The organism is Glaciihabitans arcticus (assembly GCF_004310685.1).
Lineage (GTDB): Bacteria > Actinomycetota > Actinomycetes > Actinomycetales > Microbacteriaceae > Conyzicola > Conyzicola arctica.
Window position 1 is genome coordinate 2,351,817 of the sequence record NZ_SISG01000001.1, and the last position, 15,720, is coordinate 2,367,536.

A 15,720-nucleotide genomic window follows, 5' to 3' on the forward strand; every position below is an offset into this window, starting at 1 on the left:
GGAAGCGTGTACATTCCGTGGCATGTGCCGCATCCGTCGGTTTGGCTTTTCGGCGACTGCACCCTATGCTTGTCCCTCGGTAGCTAGGAAGTTTAGTTCTTCATGGCCCCATCGTTTAGTGGCCTAGGACGGCGCCCTTTCACGGCGTTAACACGGGTTCGAATCCCGTTGGGGTCACAAACACAAAATTTCATAGCATGGCCCTGTAGCGCAGTTGGTTAGCGCGCCGCCCTGTCACGGCGGAGGTCGCCGGTTCAAGTCCGGTCAGGGTCGCAAAGATGAATAACCCATCCGAAAGGGTGGGTTATTTTTCCTAGGAGACTTCGGTCACCTTGGCCCTGTAGCTCAGTTGGTAGAGCGCACGACTGAAAATCGTGAGGTCACCGGATCGACGCCGGTCGGGGCCACCATATAGATCCCAGCAATCGAGCGGGCTGAACGATCTCGTTCCGCCACCGCGGTGGTGACGTCGGATCGATCTGACTACGTTTTGACTACAAACGATTCTGCTGCGTGACGATCCAAGGCGTCAGCAACTGCATCCAGGTCATCATCAAAGAGATCCGCGTATACGTCCAGGGTCATGGCCACAGAGGCATGTCCTAGCATCCGCTGCCGACTTGCTGCGTTCGTCCGGGTGGGATCTCGAAGAATAGGTTGGCGCACGTTCCCGGGCCGAGCGGTTATGCAGACCCGAAGACTCATGGTCGTATCGGCACCGTCTAAAGTCAACGCCGCTCACCACCAGCCGACAGCGACTGTATTAATTGAGCGGCCCTACGTTCACAAAGCGAGGAGCGCTGGTACTCAGATGCCCGCCCGGTGTCGAGCCCGAATATTTCGACCCGGACGCCCGGACAGCCGCGATCTTGAGCATTCCGGCGGAACTAGACCCAGGTCGATACGGCATGAGTGCAGATTTATCTAATCTCGAAAGTCGAGAGACTGAGGATACGGCGGGATGATTGCTGGTTGCTCCGAAGTCAGGAGGGGAGTCAGCAACGATTCGCCTCTCTCTTGAGTATCGGGAAAGAAGCCCGGCGGGACAAAATTCTTAAGAAGCATGGACCACGGCGCCATCCGCAAGCCTGCTCGCCCGACCTCTGCGACGCGACTGCCCGTCACAGCGGCAAATCCGGGTGTGGCGAACGAACCATTCGAAAGCTTGATCACTGTGGCGAGATGTGATCCGGTTTTTCTCTTGGTCTTGTCCCGATGGATCGAATAGTGGGCTGACGGGTCCACTTTCGCATAGATCATCTTCCAGTAAGGGGTGATCATCTCCGCGACATTCCATGCACGATTTTCGTCACTATACGGCAGAACCGAACCGTCATAGCTGAGTCGGGGTCTGGCATCCTCGGGAATACCGGGGCACCCGGACTCCACGAAGGTGACGAACCATTCGCGAAGTTCGTCCGCACTGTCCAAGGTCCCGTCCATGGATGTCAGTGGACCGTCAGATCGATTCATCCAGTACGCGAGCAAGCGCAGACGACGCTCCTGCAAAGCGGTCATGTCCTCGAAAACTAGCTGAGCGACTGATTCCGGGTCGAGATTCATTGTGGAGCAACTTTCGGCGCGTGGATGAAATACGGATTTTCTGCAGCAGGTTGTCTCCCGGTTTAGTTGGAGCGGATGATCCAGCACCGCTCGAAACTCAACTGCCGAACGATTCCAGTCGCTCGGGTTGGCCCCGGCGACCAGAAATCCAGGAACGCTGAGCCCGACCAAGGATCCGGTGAAATCCGCGGACTGGAGCAGAGCCTCGAAGGAGGGAATGCGGCCAGGAATCTCGTCACGCTCACCTAGCGGTATCCACACGAGCAAGTAGGTGGCTTCAGTGGCTTCATCGACCATTGCGCTAAACATTGACAGGGCAAGGCTGGCCAGTTCCACTTGACGCTCATCACTCAGGTCGATCAGTTCGTCGATATCCCTCTGTGAGAATTCGCGGTCATTCTGCACGTGCGAGGCGACAGAAGCGATCCACGATCGCCCCGCCTCGATTTCCGCACCAGTCATGAGACTTAGCCCCTTCGTTCGCATTTCCGCCACTCGGATCATTCAGGTCAGACGAGGTGGCTCAGGTAGATCGAATCGCTTGCGCACACGTTTCACCAACTCCTCTACGTCGGCACGGGCAGCCTTGCGCGCCGGCCCGGGCAGCAGCGGCACCGACTCCGGTGGTCGGTGACGCTTGACGGTCAGCAGATTCTTGGTGAGGCGCATGGAGACCTTTGCCTCCCCGCCGAAGTACTCGATCGGCAGGAACACTTCGGGGACTCCGACACCGCGCCACCAGGCGTCCCAGGTTTCAGAGAACAACTGATCGTCGAGTCGCTCGGCCTCGGAGTGGTACGAGTTCACCCGGGCCGACAGCGGGCCAGCACCACCGCCCACTGAGAAGTCGATCGGCTCGACGACCCTCACGGGCGGAACCGGTGTGCCCGGCATCCCGGAGTAGTTCAGACGGACAGGATTCTTACCGTACGGCTCAGACGGTTTGTCTGACAGCACCTCGCCCGTTGTGATGTCGATGGTAGTGACCGCGTGGAGAAAACCGCTTCCCCGACCCACCACCAAGCGGCCTCGTTCATCGAAACGCATCTCCTTCGCCATGGTTTCGAAGTTCTTCACCCACGTCCACCCCGACAGGTCCTCCGTCGACCGTAGAACTGCCCCGGCTTTGCCGGTCTCGACATGCCAGCGCCCGTAGCCGTCATCAGCGATCTCCATGACGATGCGCACGGCGTGAGTGCGATCCGGCGCCCGCTTCCACGAGCTGACCCACGAGCATCGATAGTCATTGGCGCGAACCCGGCCCATCGCGGCTTCCAGTGCCGGTGCCCAGTGCTCCTCGAGCGCGAGCGGACGCAGGGCTAGGTAGACCGCTTCAGCCATTACCGCAGTCCGCTGCGGGGGAAGCACGTTTCGAAAACCATCGGAGATCGTGATGTGCCCCAGAAAGCCGTGCTTGGCCCATTCGGGATGCGCTTCCACCTCCACAGCCGACGGATGCGGATCGCCGACCATCCCCAAGTGGTATCTCGCGCGGCGGGAGGTGATCTCCTCCGCTGTGAGCTCCATCGACAGGGACTCGGTCGCCGCCCGTGCCGATCTGGCGGCTGCATCGCGATCAGACACGGCGGAGCTATAGGGCGGACGCGCATCCCGACCTTCGTCCCATGGAAAGTTCGGCCATCCGGAGTATGGGTACAGGTAAACGTCGCGAAGGCGGGCCATGCGCCCATGGTAGGTCCGGCATCATCCCTGCGACCCTCGCTGTCGATCCCTGAGGATGACTCGGCGCAGCCGACTTCGGCGTCATCCTGAGGCATGACTTACGGAGACGAGCCGGTACCCGCGCGTGCGACGGCCCGACGGCAGTGGATCACGGTGACCGCACTCACCCCGATCATTCTCATCACGGCGACGATGTCGGGCTACACATTTCCTTTCGTCATCGATGCAATGGGATTGGAATGCAGCGGGGAGAGCGTCGGAGAAGGTCCGCACTGCCCCGATTGCGACTACTCCATCGGCGCTTCGATCTACTCGGGCGTGCTCATCACCGCGATGATCTTCGTTGTGGTCATGCTGCTCGTGGTCCTCACGGCACGGGTGTGCGAGCGGGAAGGCCTGGCGCGCGACTTCCAGATCGTGACCATGGTCGTGGGATGCATCCCCATCGCGCTGGGAGCGCCGGTTGTGCTCTACAGCACTCGCTGGGAGCTCATAGCGATGGCCTTTGCGCACGTCGCGGCCACCACCTTGCTCATTGTCGGCTTAACTCGTGGATCTCGCTGGCTCGCCGTCGTTGCGTGCGCGATCGGCGTACTGGCCGCGTTCGGACCGCTGGTCTCACCGGTCTACAGTGCGTTTCAGGCGACGACCGCAGCCTGGTTCGCGGTCACTCTTCTCGCGCTCATCGTGGCGCGCTCGCCGAGGGCTTCTTCTGGACCGATGGCGGGCGTAACCGCTTCCGCATGAGCCGCAACTCCACCCTCTCCTTCTCGCCGGGCGATGATGGCGGCCAACTCGCGCCGCCGGAGCTCGCAAGCTCAGGAGCACACGGCATAGGACTGGATAGTGCGGCTTTGGCCCCGAACCTCCTGAGTGTGACCCAAGAAACCCCTCGCCCCCGTTTGTAAGGAGGGCTAACATACGGAATACGCTTACCGGCCCACACCCGCTGCTCGAAAGGCATCCATGCGGAATTCCAGACGGTACTCGCGCGCAGATTCGGTGACAGCGGCGCTCGCGGCCGTCGAGGCGGGCTGGGGTGGCCACGTCTGGGTGGGCGAGCCGGGTTCGGGCAAGAGCCTGCTGCTCGAGCGCACTCTCGACGACATCCATCAGACCGGTGGATGCCTCGTCGCCCGCCTTCTCGTGAGCGACGGGCCGCGCGCCCTCCCGCTCTTCACCCAGCGCCTGCACTCGCTGGCGGGCACGTCTCCGCGCGACGGATTCCCGCTGGGCTCGACGATCGTCGCGGTGGTCGACGACTTCGACTCACTCGAGGCGGAGACCACGGCCGAGGTGCTCGCTCTCGCGTCCACTCGTGCCGCGGGGTTCGTTCTGCTGGGCACGGCTCGCACGGGGTCGGCCGTGCAGCCCGCGCCGCATCCGCTGGTGGTGAGCGCGGTGCATCCTCTCGACGCCAGGGAGACGCTGCACCTGCTGCACGACGAGGAGGGGCTGGCGGTGGCGCCCCACGTGGCCGCCCTGCTCGCCGAAAAGCTCGCCGGCAACGTCGGCGGGATCCTCGAGATGGCCGCCGTGCTCGAGCCCGAGCAGTTGACGGGAGCGACGGCCCTCCCCGATCCGCTGCCTGCGACGCCCGCGACCACCGCCGTCTACGGCACAGCTCTGGATGCCCTCACCCCCGTCGAGCGCATGACCCTGCTGATCGCCGCCGTGTCGGTCTCGCGTCGCACCGAGACCCTGCTCGCAGCCTCGGGTCTCGAGCTGGGCGAACTTATCGGAAGCGCTGTCGCCGACCACGTACGTTTTGTGGCCGGGTTCTTCGAGATCGCGGATCCCCGGGTGCGGTCGCTGGTGCACGCGCGCGCGAGTCTCGCGGAGCGCACGAACGCCCACGAGCGGCTGGCCGCCGCGAGCGAGCCGGGCTTCGCCGAGTGGCACGCGTCGCTCGCGGCCCTGGCCGGGCTGCCGGGCATCGCGACGCCGCTCATCGCTCTCGCCCGCGATGCCCTCACGCGGGGCGACAGCGCCTGGGCCTACGACGTGGCGAGGGAGGCGTCGAGCCAGGCGACCGGCGACGACCGCTTGCATGCCGAGCTGACGGCGGGCATCGCGGCCCTGCAGTCGGGGTTCGTTCTGGACGCCGTGCACTGGCTGGGCCGCGTGCTGCGGTCGGACGAGGCGATCGCCGTGCGCGCCCTCGGGCCGTACACGATCGCTGTCGCCCTGGCCCACGGGCACGTGCCCGACACGGATATCGAGGCCTGGGTGGCGCGCGAACCGGCGGCGCTCGGTGTCATCGGCGCTGCGGCGGCCGCGGCCGGGCTGCACGCCGAGCGCGGCAACGTCGACGCCGCGACGAGGTGGCTCGATACCGCACGGACTCTCGCCCAAGCCGACGGCACGGGAGCCGACCTGGTCGGCCTCGCGGGCGCCTGGTGCTCCGTCTTCGGCATCGGAGAGGCCCCGACCGAGACCAGCTCCACCCCGTGGCTGCACGGCTACCTCTCCGTCTGCGCGGGCCTGCAGCTCGTGCGCGAGGACGACTGCGATGCAGCCGCCCGGGTGCTCGCCACGGCATCGCTCGGCCTGTCACGCACCGGCTCCGACGTAGCCGCAACCCCGCTGCTCGACGCGCACCTCAGGGTCGCCGGAGCGCTCGCGAGTGTGGGCAACGGGGACTTCGCCCTCGCGGCGAGCGCGATCGAGGATGCCGCGTTCCTCGCCCCGGTATCCCTCGTCTTCGCCGGGCTCGGTGCGGCCACCGCGCGCCGCCTGGCCGTGCTTATCACCGGCGACGTCACCACCCTGGCGGCGTCCCTCGCCCGCATCCAGCCCGGAGCGGGGAGCGCTGCCGTGCGGCGGGAGGCCCTCGTCGACCAGGCGTTCGCGGCCTCCTTCGGCGGACACAGCACGGAGGCGGCGGCATTCCTGTCGATGGCGTGCGAGCAACCCGCACGCGGGATCCAACTCGTGCTGCCTGCGCCCGACGAGGTGCGCACGTGGCTCGACGCCGACCAGAGGCCGCGGGCGGAGGCGGCCGCGCGGCGGGAGCGCGGGACATCCGCTCGCCTGCGCGCCTCGCTCGCCCTTGACCCGAATGCACACCGCGACGATCACTGGGGTCGAGTGATCGACGAGGTGAGGTCCGTCGGCAACGCCTGGCAGCGCGCCCTCACCGAGCACGAGCTCGGCACCGCGATGACCCGCGCGGGTGACGTCGCCGCCGGTCGGCCGCACCTGCTTCTCGCCACCGAGATCCTGTTCCGCTCGGGGGCCGCCGCCCTGACCGCGCACGCACGGGAGTCCTCGGCGGGAGCGACGACCGCGCCACCCGAGGACTGGGGGGCCACACTCACGGATCGCGAACGGGAGGTCGCCGCGCTCGTCGTGCTCGGCACATCCAATCGTGATGTGGCAATCAGGCTGCATCTCTCGGTGCGCACTGTCGAGGTTCACCTGGCCCGTGTCTTCGGCAAGCTCGACGTGCACTCGCGCACCGAGCTGAGCTATCTGGTGCACGGGCGCGGCAGCCTAGGTAGCACTACCTAGAAGGATCGGCCCCATTCGGGGGGTTTCTGCTGATTCGGGCGCACCCCGCGCGCTCATAACGTGAGCGTGCGGCGATGCACCGTCGCGCAACCCCTATCCGGTTCGAATCCAACGAAGGATCGTGTAATGACTGAACGCAGAAGAGGATGGCGCCTGTTCGGCTCCATCGGGGCAGTAGCAGCGGGCGCACTCGTCGCCAGCTCGCTTCTCACCGTGCCGGCCACCGCCGCACCCGCAGCACCCCAGGCGGCGACCGCAACGGCGGCCACGCTCATCAACGGCTACCGCAACGTCGGCTACTTCGCGCAGTGGGGTGTCTACGCGCGTGACTTCCAGCTCAAGCGCCTCAAAGACTCGGGCACCGTCAACAACCTGACCCACATCAACTACTCGTTCGGCAACATCAACAACCAGACGCTCGAGTGTTTCATCGCCAATAAGGCGCAGGGCACCGGGCCGAACGGATCCGACGGCGCGGGTGACGCCTGGGCCGACTTCGGCATGGGCTACACCGCCGCCAACTCGGTGAGCGGCGCCGCCGACACCTGGGACCAGCCGCTCGCCGGCTCGTTCAACCAGCTCAAGCAACTCAAGGTCGTGAACCCGAACCTCAAGCCGATCATCTCGCTAGGCGGCTGGACCTGGTCGAAGAACTTCTCGATCGCTGCGGCGACCGATGCCTCACGCAAGAAGCTCGTGAGTTCCTGCATCAACCTGTACATCAAGGGCAACCTGCCGGTGATCGATGGTCGCGGTGGTAACGGCGCTGCAGCAGGTGTCTTCGACGGCATCGACATCGACTGGGAGTGGCCCGGCTCGAACAACGGTCTCGAGGGCAACACGGTCGACGTCGTCAACGACAAGAACAACTTCCGCCTGCTGCTGAAGGAGTTCCGCACGCAGCTCGACGCGTACGGCGCCACGACCGGCAAGCACTACACGCTGAGCGCGTTCCTGCCTGCCAACACCGCCGACATCGCATCGGGGGGCTGGAACAACCCCGAGCTATTCACCTACCTCGACTTCGGCAACGTGCAGGGCTACGACTTCTGGGGCGGCTGGGCTCCGACCCAGGTCGGTCACCAGGGCAACCTGTACGACGACCCGGCCGATACGCGCCCGGCCGCACAGCGGTACAGCGTCGACAAGGCCATCAAGCAGTACACGAACGCGGGCATCAAGCCGTCGCAGCTCGGGATGGGACTCGCGATGTACGGTCGCGGCTGGCAGGGGGCGTCATCCAGCGCCGCCTGGGGACCGGCCACGGGCACGGCGCCCGGCACCTATGAGGCGGGCAACGAGAACTACGACCTGCTGAAGACGCGCGGCACCGACTATTACAACGCGGCGATCGGGGCGGCCTACCGCTACGACGGCAGCCAGTGGTGGAGCTACGACAACGCGCAGAGCATCAGCGCCAAGGCCGACTACATCGTGGCCAAGGGTCTCGGCGGCGGCATGTGGTGGGATCTCTCCGGCAACAAGGACGGCACACTGCTCAAGGTGCTGACCGACAAGCTGCGGGCGGCAGCGACCGGGCCGGTCACCACACCGACGGATCCGACGACACCCACCAACCCGACCGACCCCACCACGCCGACCAACCCGGGAACCTGTACGACCGCCGCGTGGAGCGCGACCGCCGTGTACACGGGAGGCAACAAGGTCTCGTACAGCGGCAAGGAGTACTCGGCCAAGTGGTGGAGCCAGGGCAACGTGCCCACCGCGGGCGACCCGTGGGCGCTGCTCGGAACCTGCGGCACCACGACGCCGACGAATCCGACCAACCCGCCGGTCACCCCCGGCGTCGCGGCGTGGAGCTCGACGAAGGCTTACAGCGGTGGCGACAAGGTCACTTACGGCGGCAAGACCTGGAAGGCCGGCTGGTGGACCCAGGGGGACACCCCGGGCGTCGGCCAATGGGGTCCGTGGACGGTGAGCTCGTAGCATCCCGAGCCGAATGAGGGGGCGGTTGACTTCGGTCGGCCGCCCTCTTCTACTGCTGCGAGAGGTTGTAGTTGGCGAGCTCCCACGCGCCCTCGCCACCGCTAACGGTGCAGGTCACGTCGACGGCGATCGGCTGGTCGGCCGAGCGGGTCGCGACCGTGGCCGTGACCTCCCAGCCGGAGAGCGACTTCTTCGCCGACCAGTCCTCCGAAGGCCACTTGACCTGGGTGGGGCTGGTGATCTGCGGGGTGAGGAACTCCTGGCACGCCTTGTAGGCGGAGATGCCTTCGGGATCGGAGTTGCTCGCCGTGGGGATGCAGCCGGCAAGACCGGCGGTGAGGCCGAGGCCGAGTGCGATGACTGCGATTCGGGTTGCAGTTGTCGACACGGGAGAGTTCCTTTCGCCGATCAGGTTGAATCGAACGATAGCATCCTGTTTCCCGCAGAACACCGCCCCTATCGGGGGTCGGGTGCATGATGAAGTCATGTGCGGACGATTTGCTCTCGACTCGAGCATGAATGAACTGATCGAGGAGTTTGTCGCCGACGGCGGCGACTACCGGCACTGGGAGCCCGGCTACAACATCGCCCCGACCGACCCGGTTCCCGTGATTCTCGAGCGTCATCGGGATGGCGCCACGACCCGCAGCATCGAGCCCGGCCGCTGGTCGCTGGTGCCGTCGTGGTCGAAGGAGCTCAAGCTGAAGTTCCCCACGTTCAACGCCCGCAGCGAGGGCATCGCCGAGAAGGCCAGCTTCAAGTCGAGTGTCGCGAACAAGCGTGCGCTGATCCCGGCGTCCGGCTACTACGAGTGGCACACGGTCGGCAGCACCAAGACCCCGAACTTCATCCGCCCGGTCGAGGGCATCGTCGCCTTCGCGGGCCTGTACTCGTGGTGGCGGGAGTCACCTGCGGCGGAGTGGCAGCTCACCGCCACCATCCTGACCATGCCGACGGTGCCGCACCTCGCCGAGATCCACGACCGCAATCCGGTCATGCTGCCGCGCGACTGGTGGGACGACTGGCTCGACCCCACCCTGACCGGTGACCAGTTCTTTGTGGACGCCGCTGTGGCAGCATCCGTTTCCGTCGCCGATTCCCTAGAGTTCCACGAGGTCGGTCCGGTGCGTGGCAACGAGCGCGCGCTCATTCAGCCGATCTAGTCAGACCGCGCCGTCGCTGACCTCGAAAGAGTTGCACGCGTCAGGGCCGCCCTTGTATCCGGCCAGGAACCACTTCTGGCGCGACTCGCTCGAACCGTGCGTCCAGGTCTCGGGCGTCACCTGCCCCTGCGTCGACTCCTGAATGCGGTCGTCGCCGACCGCTGAGGCGGCGCTGAGCGCATCCCGGATCTCGGCGTCGGTGGCGGGCTTCAGGTAGGCGTCTCCCGAGGCGTCTTCGGTGCTGGATGCCGCAGCAACCCACGAGCCGGCAAAGCAGTCGGCCTGCACTTCGAGCCGCACGCCATCGGATGCCGGGCCGGTGGTCTGCAGGTCGAGGCCGTTCATGATGCCGCTGATGTTCTGCACGTGGTGACCCCACTCGTGGGCGAGCACGTACATCTGCGCGAGCGGGCCGCCGCTCGCGCCGTACTTGGATTCGAGGTCGGCGTAGAAGTCGGTGTCGATGTAGACGGTCTCGTCGGGCGGGCAGTAGAACGGGCCGCTCGCGCTGGTCGCGTTGCCGCAGCCGGTAGTCACCGAGCCGGTGAACAGGATGAACTCGGGAGTGCGGTAGTCGACGCCCATGGCCGGGAGGGTCTCCGACCAGTAGTCGTCGAGCGACTCCGCGGTGCCGGCGAGGCGGCAGTCGAGGTTGCCGTTGTTGGCCTCTTCGCCGGTGCATGCGGCGACCTGTTCGTCGGAGCCGCCGCCGGTTCCGCCCTGCGGGACGATCGTGCCGGGATCGATTCCGGTCACTGCCTGGAAGATGAAATAGACGATGACGCCAACGATGCCCACGCCACCACCGACGGCAGCACCGCGTCCCCTGCGCTTGACCTTGTTGCCGCTGATCTGCGCATCGTCGTTGAAAGTCATGGCCTAAAACTATCGATTCGGCGCGTTTCGGCAAATAGACCCGAGCGGACCCTGTGAAGTCAGCGGCCGAACAATACCCCGGATCGAAATATTTTCATAGTCTTTTCTCGCCCCCTTCTGCTGGGAATTCCCGCTGTGGCACACTACTGGTCTTGTACCCCTCGAATGGGGGTGCACAACCCTTACCCGTTTCTCCTGTTACCCCCGTTTGCAGGTGCTCTTCGTTATGGTCGATCCGTCCGTCAGCAGCGTTTCCCCCGACGCGCTGTCCACAGCGCGCCGAGCGCTGGCCGCGCTGTCGGCCGGCCTGCAGTCGCTGCCGCCGCTGCGCCTCGACTGGGCGCGGGTCTACGCACTGCGCCTCCTGCTCGCCGATTCACTCATCACGTTCTCCGCGGTTGTGTTCGCCCACTTCGCGCAGTTCACGTTCGAGCCACCCGGCCGCCTCACCGGCATCACTCTCGAAGAGGCCCTCGTGGTGCTGGTGTGGGGGGCGAGTCTCGCCGTGTTCCGAACGAGGAGCCGCACGGTGCTCGGCATCGGAACCGCCGAGTACAAGAGCGTCATCCAATCGACTCTCACCGCATTCGGCGTTCTGGCGATGGTCTTCCTCGTCGCCCAGTCGGAGACGACGCGTTGGCTGTTCCTCGTCGCCCTGCCGCTCGGCACGGTCGGCCTGCTCGCCAACCGGTGGAACTGGCGGCGCTGGCTCAACCTCGAGCGCGCCTCCGGGCAGTACCTGTCCAGGGTCGTGGTGGCCGGCAACGCGCGCGATGTCGCGAAAGTCGTGCGTCAGGTGGGCAACTCGGTGCGTGCGGGCTACCGCGTCGTGGGTGTCGTGGTCGATGAGCAGGAGGACGGTCGCGCCGCCCGCGACTACGCCGGTTCCGACATCACGGTCTCGACCTACCTCGACGGCACCGCTGACTTCGTGCGCGGCATCGGCTGCGACGGTGTGATCGTCGCCGGCCAGCCCTCGAGCGATTCCGAGTTCATCCACGATCTGGCCTGGCGACTCGAGGGCAGCGCGGTTGAGCTCATCATCGCGACGAGTCTCGCGAACGTGGCCGGCCCGCGCATCCACTTCCGGCCCGTCGACGGGCTGCCGCTGCTGCACGTCGAGATCCCGCAGTTCACAGGCGGCAAACACCTGCTCAAGCGGGCCATGGACATCGTGCTCGCGGGTGGTGCGCTGCTCGCCCTCGCCCCGCTGTTCGCCGTGATCGCCGCGCTGATCCGACTCGACCGTCCCGGCCCGGCCGTGTTCAGCCAGGAGCGCGTCGGCCTCAATGGCTCGACGTTCCGCATCTTCAAGTTCCGTTCGATGGTGGTGGATGCGCCCCAGCTCCTGGCACAGCTCGCTGCCGCGAACGAGGGCTCGGGTGTGCTGTTCAAGATGAAGCACGACCCCCGGGTGACGCGGGTGGGTCGCCTGCTGCGCAAGTACTCGCTCGACGAACTGCCGCAGCTCTGGAACATTCTGATCGGCGATATGAGCATCGTCGGGCCGCGCCCCCCGCTGCCGTCCGAAGTTGAGGGCTACGAGACGCACGTGCACCGCAGGCTGTACATCAAGCCTGGGCTGACAGGAATGTGGCAGGTCAACGGACGTTCCAACCTCAGTTGGGAGGAGAGCGTGCGCCTCGACCTGTACTACGTCGAGAACTGGTCGGTGGTCGGGGACCTCGCGATCATGTGGCGCACCATCAAGGTGGTCATCGATCCGGTCGGTGCCTACTAGGCGCTGCGCTTGCGAGCCAGCTGTCGTGTTGCGCCCAGGCGAACCGTGAGCCGTCGAGCCAGCTGCGCTCGATCCAGCCATGGGAGGGACGAGATGCCGGCGCGGAACGCCCCCGCGAAGGCCGCGAGCTGCGGTTCGACGTCCGCACCGTTCGCCGTGAACCCGAGGGTCGTGAGTCTCGGGAAGGGCGCCCCGAGCAACCGGGTGCTCAGGGTTGCGAAGGCCTCGGCGACGCGCTGGTCGGTCCACGACTCGTGCCGCCACTCGGTGGACGCCGTGATCTGGCCCGGGTGCACGCGGTACAGCAGGGCGGGGGCCGCGAGCCGACGGATGCCGAATCCGGCGGCCGCGAAGCGCAGCCAGAGGTCGTAGTCCTCGGCCGGAACCGCACGGTATCCGCCGACCCGTTCGATCGCGGCCCGCCGCGCGAGCATCGTCGGATGCGAGACCGGGTTGGTGAGCAGCAGGTGGAACGGGAACGCCGCTGGCCCGATCGGCACCGGCGCGGGCGGCAGCACCGGGCGACCAGGTCGCCAGTTGGTTACCGTGGAGAACACCACGTCGGTTCCGGAGCCGAGCGCGGCGAGTTGCCGCGCGAACCGCGAGCGCAGCACCCGATCGTCGGCGTCCATCCGCGCCACGATCTCGCTGTCAGACGCATCCAGCAGAGCGTTCAAACCGCCGGTCACACCGGTCGCGGTCGGTGAGCGGACCACGCGGAGCCGCCTATCGTCGATCGCTTCGAGGGCGGCCGCTGTGGCATCCTCGCTGCGATCATCGAAGACCAGCACCTCGGCGTCGACCCGCGCCGTGTCGAGCGACGCGAGGGTCGAGCGCACCGCGAGGTCGATCGTGCTCTCGGCGTTGCGCGCGGGAACCAGCACGCTCAGGCGGGGCATGTCGCCTCAGAGCCCGCGACCGCGACGATTGACGGCCGCGACCAGGAACGAGGCGGGCACGAGGCGCGCCGAGATCGCGAGCGCCGCCCAGCCGCGCAGCTGCGACCGGTCGTGGCGGATCGTGCGGCGCGCCCAGTGGCGGGCGGTCGGGCGGTCGCCGAGCGCGGCGTAGGCGAAAGCGATCTGCCCCTCGAGCCGGGCCGAGCCGATCGCGGTCGACGCGAACTCCGGGTATTTGGCGAGGATGTAGGTGAGGCCGTCGGCGATGCCCTGCCAGCGATCGCTGAAGAACGAGACGCGATTCCAGCGGATGACGACGAGCGGCTCGGGCACCCCGAGGATGGGGCCGGTGCGCGCGGCCCGCAGCAGCAGGTCGTAATCCTCACCGTACGAGAAGGGCAGCTGTTCGTCGACGAGGCCGACCTCGCCGAGGAGGCTCGACCGCCTGAGCAGGAAGGTCGAGGGGTGGATCTCGGTGATCCGCGACTCGAGCAGGTCGGCGAATACGGTGTGCACGGGCGGCAGCCGCACGTGCTCCGCGCCCTCGGTGAGGATCGTGATGCCCACCGAGACGAGAACAGCATCGGGATTCTTCTCCCACTCCTCGCCCTGTCGCCGAAGCTTGGTCGGCAGCCACTCGTCGTCGTCGTCGCAGAACGCCACGAGCTCGGCCGAGGTGGCGAGGATCCCCGTGTTGCGGCCACCGGCGAGGCCCGGCGTGCGCTCGTTGTGGATGGTGCGCAGGAATCGCCGATGCCCGGGCACCGCGATGTCGTCGAGCGCATCGATCGGCACCTGGTCGAAGACCACGATCACCTCGATCTCGCCGTCGTAGTCCTGCGCGAGAGCGGCGCGCACGGCGCTGCGCAACAGTTCGGGTCGGCCGCGCGTGGCGATCACCACACCGACGGAGGGTGCTGTCATACGGTCAACTCCTTCGCGATTTCCGGGGTCTGCATGCGCACGGGTGGCCGCAGCATGACGGCCGCCGAGATCATGGCGACAGCCAGACCTGTGGTGAGGATGCTGTAGTACGTCGATTGCACGATCACGACGAGCAGCACCGTGTTGGCCGCGATATCGATCGGGCTGCGCACGCGGAGGGTGCGCAAGAACACGTAGACCAGCCAGGCCAGGAAGAAGAACAGGCCGAGGAACCCGTGCGAGAAGAGCACCATCCAGACCTGGCCCTGGGTGCCCGCCGCGGGCTGTCCCTCGGACTCCGATGGTCTCGGGGCGCCGTAGCCGAACACGGGCGCCTCGAGCGTGCGCTCGAAGGTCTCCTGGTACAGGCTCGCGCGGTCTTCGGTGCTCGGGCTCGAGTTCAGCCGGTCGGTGAGACGGTCGGCAACCGGGAACACCGCGAAGATCATTCCGGCGAGCGCGGCGACCACGGTGATCGTCACGAGCACGCGGACGTGCCCGCGCACGAGCGCCCGCGCCCCGACGTAGGCGAGCGCGAGCGCGATGCCGATGAACATGCCGCGGTTGAGGGTCAAGAAGGCCGGGATCACCGAGAGGGGAAGCAGCGCCGCGAGCCACCAGAAGCGGCGCTCCCGGCGCACCTCGATCAGGTAGGCGACGAAGAACGGCGTGAGCACCGAGTAGGCGTTGCCCCAGCCGTTCGTGTACAGGAATGGCGCGCTCGGCCGCGGCTCGAGGGGCGCGAACGCGTCGGGGTTGTACTGGGTGACCCGCCGCCGCACCATCTCCTGCACCAGCTCGTTGCTCGCGATCGACTGCGGCAGCACGAGCCCGAACGGGGTGTTGAAGGCGAGCAGGGGGAAGAAGAGCCCGACGTAGCCGCCGACGATGACGATGATCCAGAAGACCGACAGGACTCCGGCCAGATAGCGCGCGGTCAGCGTCTCCCGCGCGTTGTACACGTAGACGAAGATGACCGTCACCGTCGCATAGAGCAGCGCACGGTAGATGAAACCGGTGAGCCGCCCACCGGAGTCGATCTCGATCACCGAGCAGAGCATCCAGAGCAGAAAGAGCAGCCATAGGCCGAAACCGCGGGGCACTTCGATGCCGCCTCGGCGCACCAGATAGAACACCATCACGCCCGCGAGAACGATCCAGACCGCCTCGCCCGGGCCGAGAATCCACCACAGCGGAAACAGCACGAACATCGCGGCAAAGGGCCATCGAGGCAGTTCCGGGGCGGGCATTCTTTTTATGATCCCCTCGCAAACGAGTTCTGTCACCCCTCTCGAAATCGGGCCGCCGACTGGCTACGATGTTGTTCCCCTGTGAGCGTTGTTCACTGTTCGGCGCGCGCGCAGGCTATCTCGGAGGCGAACCCCCGTCGCCCCGAGCACCCGGAAAGCCA

The 15,720-nt window shown here is 66.3% G+C and carries 12 protein-coding genes, 3 tRNA genes and 1 pseudogene; 8 read left to right on the forward strand and 8 right to left on the reverse strand.

What is annotated here, in order from left to right; genetic code table 11:
* Positions 1–104 precede the first annotated feature (104 nt).
* The 3 genes from EYE40_RS11525 to EYE40_RS11535 all read left to right on the forward strand — a co-directional run bounded on the left by EYE40_RS11525 (position 105) and on the right by EYE40_RS11535 (position 410).
* A tRNA-Glu gene (locus EYE40_RS11525) sits at positions 105–177 on the forward strand.
* A 22-nt stretch (positions 178–199) separates the two neighbouring features.
* Positions 200–273, forward strand: a tRNA-Asp gene (locus tag EYE40_RS11530).
* Between the two features lie 61 nt (positions 274–334).
* Positions 335–410 (forward strand) — tRNA-Phe (locus tag EYE40_RS11535).
* 73 nt (positions 411–483) lie between these two features.
* Here the strand turns inward: EYE40_RS11535 and EYE40_RS15680 are convergent.
* The 3 genes and pseudogenes from EYE40_RS15680 to EYE40_RS11550 all read right to left on the reverse strand — a co-directional run.
* A pseudogene (locus EYE40_RS15680) lies at positions 484–630 on the reverse strand (site-specific integrase); the annotation flags it as partial.
* Positions 631–924: 294 nt separating this feature from the next.
* On the reverse strand, positions 925–2,025 hold the full coding sequence (locus EYE40_RS11545; RefSeq protein WP_130982086.1) for a hypothetical protein: 1,101 nt from the start codon (positions 2,023–2,025) through the stop codon (positions 925–927).
* A gap of 42 nt (positions 2,026–2,067) precedes the next feature.
* Entirely contained in the window at positions 2,068–3,147 is a 1,080-nt protein-coding gene (locus EYE40_RS11550; protein WP_161972386.1) for a hypothetical protein, read from the reverse strand.
* A 192-nt stretch (positions 3,148–3,339) separates the two neighbouring features.
* On the opposite strand from EYE40_RS11550, the gene EYE40_RS11555 reads away from it, so the two are divergent.
* From EYE40_RS11555 to EYE40_RS11565, 3 genes are all read left to right on the forward strand, one after another.
* Complete coding sequence (locus tag EYE40_RS11555; RefSeq protein WP_130982088.1) at positions 3,340–3,993, forward strand: hypothetical protein; 654 nt, start codon at positions 3,340–3,342, stop codon at positions 3,991–3,993.
* Between the two features lie 255 nt (positions 3,994–4,248).
* Positions 4,249–6,759 (forward strand): helix-turn-helix transcriptional regulator, encoded by a 2,511-nt coding sequence (locus EYE40_RS11560; RefSeq protein ID WP_130982089.1) that lies wholly within the window; start codon positions 4,249–4,251, stop codon positions 6,757–6,759.
* A 126-nt stretch (positions 6,760–6,885) separates the two neighbouring features.
* Positions 6,886–8,706 carry a glycosyl hydrolase family 18 protein gene (locus tag EYE40_RS11565; RefSeq protein ID WP_204742241.1) on the forward strand — a complete coding sequence of 607 codons (1,821 nt, stop codon included), beginning with the start codon at positions 6,886–6,888 and terminating at the stop codon, positions 8,704–8,706.
* A gap of 49 nt (positions 8,707–8,755) precedes the next feature.
* Here EYE40_RS11565 and EYE40_RS11570 read toward each other — a convergent pair whose 3' ends face one another.
* Complete coding sequence (locus EYE40_RS11570) at positions 8,756–9,094, reverse strand: hypothetical protein (RefSeq protein WP_130982090.1); 339 nt, start codon at positions 9,092–9,094, stop codon at positions 8,756–8,758.
* 97 nt (positions 9,095–9,191) lie between these two features.
* Between EYE40_RS11570 and EYE40_RS11575 the strand changes: the two genes are divergently transcribed.
* On the forward strand, positions 9,192–9,869 hold the full coding sequence (locus tag EYE40_RS11575; RefSeq protein ID WP_130982091.1) for an SOS response-associated peptidase: 678 nt from the start codon (positions 9,192–9,194) through the stop codon (positions 9,867–9,869).
* Here EYE40_RS11575 and ypfJ read toward each other — a convergent pair whose 3' ends face one another.
* A complete protein-coding gene (gene ypfJ, locus EYE40_RS11580; RefSeq protein ID WP_130982092.1) occupies positions 9,870–10,745 on the reverse strand; it encodes a KPN_02809 family neutral zinc metallopeptidase in 876 nt (291 codons plus the stop codon). It lies immediately after the preceding gene.
* A 226-nt stretch (positions 10,746–10,971) separates the two neighbouring features.
* Between ypfJ and EYE40_RS11585 the strand changes: the two genes are divergently transcribed.
* Positions 10,972–12,486, forward strand: a complete 1,515-nt coding sequence (locus tag EYE40_RS11585; RefSeq protein WP_130982093.1) for a sugar transferase — start codon at positions 10,972–10,974, stop codon at positions 12,484–12,486.
* On the opposite strand, the gene EYE40_RS11590 is transcribed toward EYE40_RS11585, so the two are convergent.
* The 3 genes from EYE40_RS11590 to EYE40_RS11600 are packed head-to-tail and all read right to left on the reverse strand — an operon-like array spanning position 12,483 to position 15,559.
* Entirely contained in the window at positions 12,483–13,385 is a 903-nt protein-coding gene (locus EYE40_RS11590; protein WP_130982094.1) for a glycosyltransferase family 2 protein, read from the reverse strand. The two genes, EYE40_RS11585 and EYE40_RS11590, sit on opposite strands and share 4 nt — an antisense overlap.
* 6 nt (positions 13,386–13,391) lie before the next feature.
* A complete protein-coding gene (locus EYE40_RS11595) occupies positions 13,392–14,309 on the reverse strand; it encodes a glycosyltransferase family 2 protein (protein WP_130982095.1) in 918 nt (305 codons plus the stop codon).
* Entirely contained in the window at positions 14,306–15,559 is a 1,254-nt protein-coding gene (locus EYE40_RS11600; RefSeq protein ID WP_130982096.1) for an O-antigen ligase family protein, read from the reverse strand. Before EYE40_RS11600 ends, EYE40_RS11595 begins: the two co-directional genes overlap by 4 nt.
* Between the last annotated feature and the right edge of the window lie 161 nt (positions 15,560–15,720).